The following is a 12,472-nucleotide window of genomic DNA, read 5'->3' on the forward strand; positions in this document are numbered from 1 at the left end:
CTTTCATCATAACGCGTTCCCCGGCGCAGAAATCTACGTGTAAGGACCTTGGAGCCTAAACGCACCGGCTCAAGCTCACTCTCTTGGATCGCGCAACAAATGCCGTTCGACGCGTTGATCCGGAATCGCCCACAACAATAACATTAACAAGTCCAGTATGATCGTTAATGGCGGCCAAAGCAAAGCCAAAATCATCGCGACAAATGCCATGACAATCGAACCAACCGCTTTCCAGTCATGCTGATGGCCGTATAGCTTCACCAACGCCGATGTCGGGCCGTTGACATGCCGCAATGTGAACACCAAGAGAAGATAACTAACATTCGCCATAAACACAACAAAGCCATAAATCAGCTCCGGTCCGAATGCGTCGACATGTCCTTCACCGACCCAACTGGTTGCAAACGGGAACATGGAAATCGCCAGCATGAAAAACGAATTTGTCCACATAACGCGCCAGTCAATGCGTTTCACCAGCTGAAACAGATGATGGTGATTGTTCCAATAAACAATCAGCGTCAAAAACGACGCTAAATAAATTCCGAACCTTCCTCGTAACGCCCAAAGCGATGCAAGCGAACCGCTGTGAGGCGGATTCAATTCCAACACCAGGATCGTTAAAATAATCGCGATGACCGCATCGGTAAATGCCTCGAGCCGTCCTTTACTCACCGTCACATCCCCTTTTCGTCACTGTTGTCATTGATTAGACGTGCAGCTTGGCGAAAACATCAACCGCATCTTCCAACACCATTTGTGCACCTTCTGGCAAAGCAATCCGCTCGCGGTTGACGGCCACAATCGTCGCATTCGGTTGCGCATAGCCGATTAAGCCGGCAAATGGGTACACGACAAAGCTTGTTCCCACTACAATCAGCAAGTCTGCCTGCGCAATGGCATTGATTGCCGCGCTGACTGTATCCGGATTGATCGGCTCGCCATATAAAACAATATCTGGTCGTAAAATACCGCCATCTTCTGCGTGCAGGTCGCTTTTTAAATACGTCTGGTAGTCGAAGTGTTTGCGACAGATTTGACAGTAAATCCGATAAAGATTGCCGTGAAATTCAACCACATGTTTAGCCCCAGCTTTGCGGTCGAGTCCGTCCACATTTTGGGTCACAATCGTTCCTTTTTCGTTCGTAATGGCCGCCATCTTTTCATGAATGACGTTCGGTTTGGCGTCAGGATAATACATATTGGCGACAACAAACTTGTGAAAATTCTTGTGGTGGGTTTGTAGATTATCAATCGATAAAGCATACTCTGGATCAACCTTATCAGCATACAAACCGCCTTTTGAACGATAATCCGGAACCCCAGAAGCTGTCGAAACGCCTGCCCCAGTCATAAATGTAACCCGTTTGGCCTGGTTAATAGCTGTTTGCAAATCAAACATCAATTCCATCTCCTAGCACACTGAGCAAAACAACATTCCTGAACAACAGATCAATCACATCATGACGCAAAATTCTTAACCAGCTCGCAGCATAAAGTCGGCGTCGCAGCTACTTTGACATCAAACTCGTCATCATGCCCCAAAAAGGTGTAATATTATTTATATAAGAAACATTGTAGAAGGGAGTCCGGATGTCATGAAGTCCTTTCGGTGGTCACATTTTTTTAGTTATCTGTTCATGATTCTTGTCCTTGTTTTCTTTCTTTTCGTCTTCTACCAAGTTATCATGCTTGGTATTCAATCCGTAACCAATGGCTTTTTCATTAATTTTGGTCATCATTGACGGATGCTAAAATCTAAACGGTACTGCGCCAGAATGTCATTTAGTGGCTGTTGATACAGCTGTTGAAAGGCGTCTGGCGTTGTTTCTTTTTCTGACAGTGGTAAGACGAATGCGTTCTGGTCATCGCTGCGCCCCATCGCCACATACGCAGGCTGTTTCGTGTCTCGATTGCGATAGCTGCTGTGCTTAACAAGGTAAACCTGATCGAGTGTGAGCCGCAACTGTCGTTTGGATAAAACCGGCGTCACTGTAGTAAATTCATGATCGTTGGTCGGTTGATAACCCAACTTTTCAATTTGGGCATCGAATCGCTGGAACAAATGGACAATCGCTCGGCGCAATCCAAACGGCGAGACAAGTTTCTGTTCATCTAGCAAACCAAATAGCTCTTGAGCATATGGTAATGCTTGCGGATACGCGCTTACCAGCTCATCAGGTAGCTGTCCGTCTAAAAAGCCCAAAAGATCCAGCAACGACAGGATTCGGTAAATGATCAACTGATCGTCAGCTTCGGCTGGCACATTCTGCTTGAAGCCTGCCAGGACTTGTGCAACTACTTCGTCTGTCAGCAAGCCATGTTCGCGCTGCCAAGCAACTACCAGCATATGCACTGCAGCGTTAAACAATGCCGTACTGGTGGCATAGAGCTGGTCATCCACTTGCGGATCGCCGCTCAGCAAATGAAATTGCAGTTGCGGATAGCCTTTCATTTGAAACAATAAATGAAGCAGTTCGTGACTTAATGTATACGCCACGTCCGTTGTATCGGTCACGACCACCTCTAGCGTACCATCTTTTTTCAGTCGCTGATGACTTTGATCATGGGTCAACACACCGCTTGCTTCACCACTGACCACCACCTCCAGCGGGTGATCGTAGTGACTTTTCACTTCATCAAGTAATGCCTGCACATCTTTTTGCATGCTTATTCAAAACTCCTTGTCATGGCTCAATTCGGTCTGCTTGATTTTCTTGTGGCAATAAAAATCTTTTTAATTCAAAATTGGCTTTCGTAATTTCAATCTACTATCATAAAGGTAGCGGTAAAAGGGAGGAAATTCAAATGAAACTATCCGTTCCACTTGTCAATGGGATGCTGGCCGATCGTTATGGCAAGTATGCTACCGGGGCAGATGTCAAAAATGGCTATCCGATCACGAGTTTTCCATTTACGATTGAAGATGCTCCGGAAGACACTGTCAGTTTCGCACTTTGGCTCCTTGATTATGACGCGGTTCCGGTCGGCGGACTGCCTTGGATTCACTGGAATGTGGCGAACATTCCTGCCAATGTCACATCGATCCCGGTTGGTGCGAGTCACAGCGATCAGATCCCGATGATCGAAGGTAAAAACGCCACTGCAGGTAATTATATAGGCAATGCTGATCCTTTCACTCAACAAGGTTATACGGGGCCAAGACCGCCGGACAAGGATCACGACTATACGCTGATTGTCTTTGCTTTAGATACCGAACTGCCGCTGAAACCGGGATTTTGGTTAAATGAAGCTCGTCACGCCATGAAAGGCCACATTTTGGCTAAGGCGGAAATTGATTTACCATCACGGGTTTAATTCACGTTTACCAATAGCAGGCAAACAATCGCTTAACCCAGAAGCTAAGGCTGACTCGTGACGCATTGCTTCAAATAACTACAAGCGAGTTGTATAATTTTAGATTTTTCGTTGTTTCTCTGCATCAAAAAAGACTTTGAGATTCTGCATCGCATGATGTGGAATTTCAGAGTCTTTTAGTTTGGCTTTGATATTATGAGCCGACTTCGTACTGAAGACCAAGCTTACTGCACCACTGCATCGTTCTAATAGTTTAGTGATAGTCAATGGCTGCTAAAACAGCGAACAGGTCACGCGTCTTTTCATGTTCAAGATTTTTAACAATCTGCTTGATCTTTTCTGCTTGCTCCTCTGTTAGATGGCCAGCCGTCAAACGATCAAACTTATCAACGGCATCCTGCCACGTAAATGGATGGCTCGGCATGCCTGGATAATCTTTAACTTCGTGAACCTTAGTCTGTCCGTCTTTAGTTTTAATTGTGATTTTTGAACAAAAGTCCTTTGGGTACCGTTTGGTGAAATCTGCATTCGGCTCAACGCTGACTTTTTTCATCAAATTCTGTACATCGTCACGCGTAATACGTTCCGGTCGAAATTGCGGTTGCATCACCTGTCCATCTAATGCCGCAACTGCCAAAAGATAAGGAAGCGAGTGATCTGCTTGTTCTTTGGTGGTCACATCTCCCATTGCATTACCATATAAGCCGCCGCCTGAAAAATCATAGGTCATTTGCGGGACATCAGCAAAAATTGAAACAATATCGGATGCTTGAATATGATACTGATCAATGAGCTCTAGCAGACATTCAATTGGCGCCTGTGTATGAATCATCGCAATGAACTTTTTGATTGTACTTTGCGGTACCCAATCATACCCCTCCGTTTCCCAGTTGATGTCAATCGTCCTGCCCAAAAGATGCTCAACGCCTTGCTGACCTTCAATAATCGTCAACGGACCTTGGATACCTCCTTGAGCTAAATACATCGCATTAAAAGCACCCAAAGCCGATTGCGCCGAAGCTAGACCTTTCCACTCTGACAACGGCTTTGACCGAATGCCTGCAAACGACGCATCACTCGCCACTGCCATGGCAATCGCATTAGCAATTGTGGACGCATCCCATCCCATTAACTTTCCCGCAGCTGCAGGGATTGAATATGCCAACTGTGCGGTATGGTCAAAACCCTTCGACATGAAATTAGCCTTTTCAACCAGAAGCGATTGAATTGACCAACTGACCGCAACCGCAAGCATTAAGTCCTTACCACTAGCATCGGCAATTTCTGCAGCAGTTAGCACACCGCCAAAATTATCAGCCGTGTGAGCAGTTTCTGTCGGCGCCATAATGTTATCCATTGCGTCAACATAACGAACCAATGCCGTGTGCCAAAAAGCGGCATAAACAGGATTGGAGTAACCGCCAGCAATCAGGGGTACATGACCGCCACCACCAAATTCTCTAGTCTGGCGGCGACACACATCAATAGGGGTGGCTCCTAGCGCGGCAATCTGACAGCCTAGCGAATCAAGGATATGTATCGGGATTTGCTTTTTTGAAGCCGCAGATAAATCTTCATAACGAGCACGTAAAGCATAGTCAGCAATTTGTTCAACTTTTGTTTTTGTCATCTTAATCAGATCCCCTTAACTCTCCCTTAAATATGCAATATCAATATCAAGCCTGTGACCGTTATTAACATTCCAATGGTTGAAAGTACCAAGATTGAAGAGGCCTCTTTCTGAAATTCTTTGTAGCGTGTCGCTAATAGAACCATCATCGGTCCTGTTGGTAAAGCTGCAAGCAATAAGCCTTGATTAAAGAACATCGATCCCGGGACTATTCGAAGCAAAAATGCGACTCCTAGAAATAGGATTGGAAGGCCGACATTTTTGAGTATTGTTAAGATCAGTGTCACGCTATTGATTTGAAACTTGTTATTCGCAATGGTCATACCAGCCACAAAAACCGCAACACCAGTCGTTGTTTCACCAATTAGATTGAGTGAAGCTGATGCGACGACCGGGATTTTAAAATCCAAGAAAACCAGAATGATGCCTAGCAAAGGCGCCCAGACGTAAGGCGTCTTGAAAATCGCTTGAAAGACCGAGTTGCCGACTAACTTACCAACTGAAATGTGCTGTGTCGTTTTTCTTTGAAGTTCGATCTTTATAACTGTTGTCGTTAAAGGAATAATAACAACATTTAAGACAAGCGAAATCAAGCTAATAGCAACGCCACTTTTTTCCGCACCATAAATTTTTCCAAGTACGGCGGGTCCAAAAAAAGGGCCCGCCGAAAAACTGACGCCCAAAGCCGCAATCGCTGAAGCAATCACATTTTGCTTGAAAATCAACTTGGCAACCGCAAAGCCAATCCCATAACCAATCAACAGGGTCAACAAAAGAGCAACGAACAATACGAACTCTTTTTCGAGCCCAGTTTTAGATACTTTAACGGTTCCGACAAATAACGAAGCTGGCAATGCGAAGTTTAGCACCATTTCATTAATGATGGGAATCGGTCGCGTCTTGGCACCAAAGGCATGCGTTCGTTCAGCCAAAAAGCCGAGTGTCAAAACAAACAAGATTGGTATGACAATCACTAAAGATTGCGTTAATGAGCTCATTTTGGATTTGCCTCCATTTGGTCTTATCACTCCTAGGAATGGGTGCAGCTGTGTAAGTACACTTTCTCACGGCGATTTTCTTAGCATGCTCAAAAGTGCCTACCATCCATCTGCTGATTACCGCCGATGACGAATTTTTGAATGCAACACTCATCCGCTATAGGTTTTTTGTTACTGACTAGCAAAACAAGTCGGTAACAAAAAGCATTTTAACCGCCGTCACCAGTGTTCATCCATAATATACCGGCACCGACCGCAGCCAGTGCCCCGATACCAATGATACCGGCTAGTGCAAATTTGAAAATGGCAAAGCCGCCGAGGGCAAATAGCAACAAGCTGATGAACGGATGCCGCAAAATCGCTCCCAGTAACTTAATCACCAAAAATAAGATGATAATCACTGCCACAATGGCACCAATGGTAATCGCACCTGTTAGCGTGTGACTGTTTTGCCCGGTTGCATCGCTGACTAAAATATTAGGAAACATGCTACCGCCTCGCTTTTAACTTGCCTTACTGCCATTAGTGCAGTAGATTTTGAACCCACTGGCCAAGACCGTTAAAGAAATTAACAATGCCATCCCAGATTTTCTGCAGAAAATTCCGGTTTTCTTCTGTGTTTAGGCTTTTGTTCAGCTTATCAAACAATCCCTTAGCCGAATTCTGAATCGAATTAGCCAATTTCCCTGCTTGCGCCTTAAAATCAGTATTCTTTAGCGACCCGGCTTTTTGCACGTTCACCAACAAGTTAATAATCAGTTGACGCTGGTTGTTGTTGATCACATTCGTTAAATTATTTTGCTTAAGCTGGCTGTCTACGATGTTGCCAATTTGATTTTGAGACAACGTTTGCTGGCCATTGTTACTTTGAGTCGCCATCTGTTGCTTAGCACCGGCCACAGCATTGTTCAACTGCTTGTCCGAGTATCCGTCTTTGTCTTTGTTGGCTTGGGTAATCGAACTGAGTGTGTTGACTTCTTGCTGAGCAGCATTGATTTGTTGATGATTGAGGTTATCGCCATTTTGGGCAAACGCCGCATAGACACCAGCCAATGCACCGGAGCCATCGATTTTGACGGCACTGGTGATATAGAGGTTGGCGTTGCTGACGCCGGCAGTTAATGCAGCATTGCGATATTGATCAGCCGTAATGGTGGTAATGTTATTCGTCCCGTTATACGGCACAATGGTGACATTAATGCCGCCATTATTGGTTTTTTGCACCAACGCACTGGACCAGACGCCAGAGTTCTCGGTAAACGAGCTTCCTGAAGGATTGAGATACTTCACTAAGGTTGCGCCATTGACCGTCAGCTGACTGGCGTCGGAAACACCTGCAGCATTTTGCAACGTGCTGAGCGTGCCGCTTTTTTGGTCGCTCGTCAACGAAGCGCCGAGCGTGGCAACCGGTTGTGACCAAGTATCCGCCCGGACCACTCGTGGCGCTGTAGTTAGTAATGCCAAACCGGCTGCAGCCAACCCCAGCCATTTGATCAATTTTTTCATAGCTCAAAACCATCCTTTAGATTGGTACTTTCATTATCGTTGTTTGCGCGCATGCCGTCAGTATATCAGCCTGCTTTTTAAGCAATGATTAATTAATGTTCCCGCTGTTCTACTGCTCGACTATTAAGGTGATCATAAAGCGCGCCTTCTCGCAGCCCACATTGGGAAAAGGTCAGCCGATCGGAATCAAGATACCGAATCATGGAAATCACCGGCACTAAGCCACCTACAATAATGTCAGCACGATACTTCGCTAATCCGGGAATGGCTTCTCGCGTTGTCAGATCAGAGCTCAGAATTTCTTTAAAGATACTGTTTGCTTGTTGGGTTGGCATCCGGTAGCCATGAATGGCCTCAAAGTCCGCCAGCTTTTCTTTGCGGCGTTCGATTTTAGCCAAAGTTCGGTTACTGCCACCCAGTGCCACAATCGGCAAATTCTGGGCCCGCCGCAACCACCACACACTGTTGAAGGTTTGGTGAATGAACGTACTTAAGGAAAAATATTCCGCCGCCGAAATGACATCCGGACTTAAAAAGCGTTCGGAAAGGTTGACCGAGCCGAATGGAATCGATACCAGATGCTGGAGCTTGCGATTCTGAACCAGTACCAGTTCCGTTGACGCGCCACCGGTATCCATAATTAAAGCATTTTGAATCGGCAGCGTATTGATGACCCCTAAGAAGTCATACTCGGCTTCGCGGGTTCCGGGAATCACGCTAATCGTTAACCCGACTTCGTTTTTGACTCGTTTAAGAAAAGCCTTTTGATTCTTGGCTTGGCGAACCGCCGCCGTGGCAACAGCTTTTAAAGAAATATCTTCATACTTATCCAGTTCGGCTTTGAACCCTTGTAATGCCTTTAATGTTCGATCCATGGCTGCTGGCTGAAGGGTTCGCGATGTCCCCATGTCTTCAGACAAGCGCACCATTTCCTTGAGTCGCTTGACCGGTTTCACGACGTCCTGATCAATCGACCAGATCGTCATGCGGGCAGAGTTACTGCCAAGGTCAATTACTGCGAAGTGATGCGTCATGCATCATCATCCTCCTTTGGTGCTGTCATGGGAGTAAACGTGTGCGTCGCGTGCAAATCTTCAGGTGCCTGATCGATTTCTTCACGGCGCAATGCTTCGCCCATGGCAACTGCGTGTTTAATGAAATAGGCTTGTGCATTAAGCTTGGTCACGCCGCGCAATTGCACACGCGTCCAAGTGCTATCCGGCTGGAGAACGCGGGTTTTGACGTTATCGGCCCACATAATGCTGAAAATCTTAATGATGCGTTCGCGAATATCATCTTGCAAAATCGGAAAAAGCAGTTCGACGCGTCGGCTTAAATTACGATTCATCAAGTCAGCCGAGGAAAGATAGACATTTTCCTGACCATCAGCATAAAAGTAGTAAATCCGGCTATGTTCCAGTAACTGGCCGACAATCGAATGCACGGTGATGTTATCCGAAACGCCGGGAATACCGACCTTCAGATTGCAAATGCCGCGAACCAGCAAATGAATCTCGACGCCAGCGTGCGAAGCTTCATAAAGCTTCTCGATCATGGCGGTATCGGACAACGAATTCATTTTCATCTGAATCAGGGCTTTGCGACCGGCTTTGGCAGCGGTAATTTCTTCGTCGATCCGATCCATCAAATAGTCACAAATGCCAAGCGGCGCGATCACCAGTTTGTGGAAATACGGTGGTTCCGAAAAACCTGACAACATGTTGAAAATGTTCGAAGCATCTTCACCGATTTCGTTATTGCAGGTAAATAATCCCATATCAGTATAAAGCCGAGCGGTGACATCGTTGTAATTTCCGGTCGCCATGTGCATGTAGCGCTTGATCCCTTCTTCTTCGCGCCGCACGACAAAGGCCAGTTTACAATGGGTTTTGAGACCAACTAAGCCATAAATGACGTGACAGCCGGCGTGTTCAAGTTCTTGCGCCCAGTGAACATTGTTTTCTTCGTCAAAACGAGCTTTCAATTCTACCAAGACAGTGACCTGTTTGCCATTTTCAGCGGCTTTCTTTAGGTAACGGATAATCGGTGATTTGCTCGACACGCGATACAGCGTCATTTTCACCGCTAAGACTTGCGGATCCTGGGCAGCTTCACGGATAAAATCAATGACCGGCTGGAAACTGTCATAAGGATGCTGCATGAACACATCCCGTTCCTTGACAACGTCAAAGATCGATTCGCGCTCAAAAGCCGGATCCATATAAGGTGTGAACGGTTTAAACAAAAGCTCTTTGTGGCCGTGAACCTGTTTCACCAGTTTACTGAGAAAATTCAGATCGATCGGCCCATGAATTTCATAAATGTCCTCATCTTTGACATTCATCGCCTTCGTTAATCGCTTCCGCAAATGCTTGCCCATGCCCGCTTCGATTTCCAGCCGCATTACCTTGCCGCGCTGACGCTTTTTGAGTTGTGACTGAATCTCTTTCATCAGATCCGAAGCATCTTCTTCAGCCACGTCCATATCCATATCGCGAGTCACGCGGAACGTGCTGGTTTCCTTGATATCAGCGCCGACGAACAACTCGCCGACAAACATCCGAATAACTTCTTCGAGTAAAATAAATACGTTATCGCCACCGGGTAGCCGCAAAACGCGCGGGAACACATCTGGCACCTGAACCATCGCAAACGAACGTGACTTATTATCTTCGCTATCTTCTGGCCGAACCAAGCGAATCGCTAGGTTCAAACTATTGTTGCCGAGAAATGGGAAGGGTCTGGTCGGATCGACTCCCATCGGCGTCAGAACCGGATAAAGTTCATAGTGAAAATAGTCTGACACAAAGTCCCGTTGCTTTTGATTTAATTCGTCAGCATGCAACAACTGGATATCCACTGCCGTCAATTTTGGCGTCAACGATCGGACCAACGTATTGTATTGCTTTTCAACCATGGCATGTGCCGTCTTGGAAATGGCATCGAGTTGTTCTTGCGGCTTCATACCGGCTGCATCCGGTTTATCGTAATTAACTGTCACCATTTTCTTTAAGGATGCGACGCGAATGTTGAAAAACTCGTCCAGATTGCTTTGGGTAATGCCCAAAAACCGGACACGCTCGAGCAGCGGATTATTTTTATCCCGCGCTTCTTCCAACACACGATCGTTAAACGCAAGCCAACTTAGCTCGCGGTTGTTAAAATAGCGTGGTTTAGAAAAATCAAGCTTTTTCATAGCATATTTCGTCCTTTCAACTCAAGTCCTACCCCGAAAACTTCTGAGAAAAATTTTCCTTTACGTGCTAAGGTCCATCGTTCTAGCTCAATATCATCGTTCACTTTGGCTGACAACACCACTTTATCCGACTTAAGCGAGACACGCATTTGTTGGATTTTTTGTTGGCGAGAAGCGTCAAGACTGTCGGCTACGCGCAAAATCGCAGACAATTTAGCAACAACCAAGCGATTTTCGGTTGACATGGTCGGAAAATTCTTCAAGTCTGACTGTGGCGTTATCGAGCTGTGGAAACGGGTAATCGTCGCCACCATTGTCACTTCCAACTCGTTTAAACCCATGATTTCCGAGGCCATAATGATATAGTTCGAGTGGGCATAATGCTTGTGGGTTTCAATATAACCGCCAATATCGCTCACTGTCGCCGCCACTTCCAGCAACAAACGTTCACGCTTACCCATCCCGTGCAGCTTTTTAAGCCGATCAAATAATTGCAACGCAAAGGTCCGCGTCGCCTGCATATGTTTGTCATCAACTCGATAACGCTTGGCTAAGTTATTGGCACTGATGACAATTTCTTCATCTGGATCGAATCCGAGCTTTTTAAACCCACCAGCATGGGCCGCATGAACTTCAAGCCCATCGATCGCCTTGAGATCGGAAATCCAGATTGATTGACTATTCAGTGTCTCGATCAGACGATATACGAGCAAAACCGTTGGCAGCACCAGTGACGTTTGGTTTGAAGTCAAATCATAAGTATCTGCCAGGTACTGGTCGGATGCTTTCGTTACTTCATCGTAAAGCATGTCAAATCCCGGCCGATCGGTTTCAACCTGCCGCTTGCCTTCAGGGATCAAATTCTGAAAAATCGATAAACTGCTGCCCATCAAAATCATGTTGGTGTATTCAACCCCATGCGGCAGCAAACGCATGAAATCCAGTAAGCGGCTATCAATATAATCCCGCATGACTTCAACATAGTTAGTCACCGAACGCTGCACATCACTCATGATTTCATAGACTCGCAACGGTCCTAACGACAAATTCCGGGAAAAGCCAAACGTGCCTTGACAAAACGTTGTCAATTCGACTGAGCCAGAACTGATGTCAATTAACACCGTGCCTTTTTGGGTAATCTCGGCAAATTGCGGAAATTTGACCATAATGGCTTGGGTCCGGAAAAACGCCTCTTCCGATAACGAGGTTGTTCGGATCAGCCAACCGGTACGGGTATAAAGCTGGTCCCGAACAAATTCGGCATTATCCGCTTCAGCCCAACTGGTACTGGCATAAACATTGACCGTTGTTACCCCATAGTCGTTAAAAATCTGATTGATCGCATCAAAAGCCTGAACAATGGTATCAACGGTTTCCGGGAGAATTTCATGTTCAGCATAAAAATCATCCCCGATGGCAACTGGATATTTACCGCGTTCAATTGTTTTGAGTGTCCGTAAATTGGTGATGCTGAAAACGATGGATTGTGCCCCGATCATCGCGAATCCCTGTATATTGTTTGCCATGTCCGTTCCGTCCATTCTTTCTAGTTTCCCCAAGCCGTTTGATGCATCTAATGTCATGATAGCACGGCTCATTTTGGTTGCATGAGTTTTTAGTCAAGCCGTATTGACCGACTCACCGATCCAATTTAAGTTTACCAAAAATTTGGGTGATACTTCGCCGAATTTCGCACGGATTCACAACTTCTTCCAATTATTTAGCTATCATATGGAGACTGGACCAATATGAGTCACAGCGGACCCCATTTCCGAAAAAAAGAGCGCTTTTTACGCTATCCCCAAAATTTTTGTGATAATCTTAGGC

The 12,472-nt window shown here is 45.9% G+C and carries 11 protein-coding genes; 1 reads left to right on the forward strand and 10 read right to left on the reverse strand.

Annotated features, from left to right (window positions below; all coding sequences use genetic code 11):
* Positions 1 to 75: 75 nt before the first annotated feature.
* The 3 genes from BVJ53_RS03645 to BVJ53_RS03660 all read right to left on the reverse strand — a co-directional run bounded on the left by BVJ53_RS03645 (position 76) and on the right by BVJ53_RS03660 (position 2,665).
* Positions 76 to 672, reverse strand: coding sequence for a TMEM175 family protein (locus BVJ53_RS03645; protein WP_129301198.1), 597 nt, complete (start codon positions 670 to 672; stop codon positions 76 to 78).
* A gap of 34 nt (positions 673 to 706) precedes the next feature.
* On the reverse strand, positions 707 to 1,399 hold the full coding sequence (locus tag BVJ53_RS03650) for an NAD-dependent protein deacylase (protein WP_129301199.1): 693 nt from the start codon (positions 1,397 to 1,399) through the stop codon (positions 707 to 709).
* A 336-nt stretch (positions 1,400 to 1,735) separates the two neighbouring features.
* On the reverse strand, positions 1,736 to 2,665 hold the full coding sequence (locus BVJ53_RS03660) for a hypothetical protein (protein WP_129301201.1): 930 nt from the start codon (positions 2,663 to 2,665) through the stop codon (positions 1,736 to 1,738).
* Positions 2,666 to 2,805: 140 nt separating this feature from the next.
* On the opposite strand from BVJ53_RS03660, the gene BVJ53_RS03665 reads away from it, so the two are divergent.
* Positions 2,806 to 3,315, forward strand: coding sequence for a YbhB/YbcL family Raf kinase inhibitor-like protein (locus tag BVJ53_RS03665; RefSeq protein ID WP_129301202.1), 510 nt, complete (start codon positions 2,806 to 2,808; stop codon positions 3,313 to 3,315).
* A 253-nt stretch (positions 3,316 to 3,568) separates the two neighbouring features.
* Here BVJ53_RS03665 and BVJ53_RS03670 read toward each other — a convergent pair whose 3' ends face one another.
* The 7 genes from BVJ53_RS03670 to BVJ53_RS03700 all read right to left on the reverse strand — a co-directional run bounded on the left by BVJ53_RS03670 (position 3,569) and on the right by BVJ53_RS03700 (position 12,171).
* Positions 3,569 to 4,945 carry an MmgE/PrpD family protein gene (locus BVJ53_RS03670; protein WP_129301203.1) on the reverse strand — a complete coding sequence of 459 codons (1,377 nt, stop codon included), beginning with the start codon at positions 4,943 to 4,945 and terminating at the stop codon, positions 3,569 to 3,571.
* Between the two features lie 26 nt (positions 4,946 to 4,971).
* Positions 4,972 to 5,943: an AEC family transporter gene (locus BVJ53_RS03675; protein WP_129301204.1), complete on the reverse strand. Its 972-nt coding sequence runs from the start codon at positions 5,941 to 5,943 to the stop codon at positions 4,972 to 4,974.
* Positions 5,944 to 6,152: 209 nt separating this feature from the next.
* Positions 6,153 to 6,431: a hypothetical protein gene (locus BVJ53_RS03680; RefSeq protein WP_129301205.1), complete on the reverse strand. Its 279-nt coding sequence runs from the start codon at positions 6,429 to 6,431 to the stop codon at positions 6,153 to 6,155.
* Positions 6,432 to 6,465: 34 nt separating this feature from the next.
* Positions 6,466 to 7,449 (reverse strand): DUF1002 domain-containing protein, encoded by a 984-nt coding sequence (locus tag BVJ53_RS03685; RefSeq protein WP_129301206.1) that lies wholly within the window; start codon positions 7,447 to 7,449, stop codon positions 6,466 to 6,468.
* 92 nt (positions 7,450 to 7,541) lie between these two features.
* Entirely contained in the window at positions 7,542 to 8,483 is a 942-nt protein-coding gene (gene ppx / locus BVJ53_RS03690) for an exopolyphosphatase (RefSeq protein ID WP_129301207.1), read from the reverse strand.
* Positions 8,480 to 10,645 (reverse strand): RNA degradosome polyphosphate kinase, encoded by a 2,166-nt coding sequence (locus BVJ53_RS03695; RefSeq protein WP_129301208.1) that lies wholly within the window; start codon positions 10,643 to 10,645, stop codon positions 8,480 to 8,482. The genes ppx and BVJ53_RS03695 overlap by 4 nt, the downstream gene beginning before the upstream one ends.
* On the reverse strand, positions 10,642 to 12,171 hold the full coding sequence (locus BVJ53_RS03700) for a Ppx/GppA phosphatase family protein (protein ID WP_129301209.1): 1,530 nt from the start codon (positions 12,169 to 12,171) through the stop codon (positions 10,642 to 10,644). Before BVJ53_RS03700 ends, BVJ53_RS03695 begins: the two co-directional genes overlap by 4 nt.
* Positions 12,172 to 12,472 lie beyond the last annotated feature (301 nt).

The sequence above is a fragment of the Lacticaseibacillus chiayiensis genome, from assembly GCF_004123795.1.
GTDB lineage: Bacteria > Bacillota > Bacilli > Lactobacillales > Lactobacillaceae > Lacticaseibacillus > Lacticaseibacillus chiayiensis.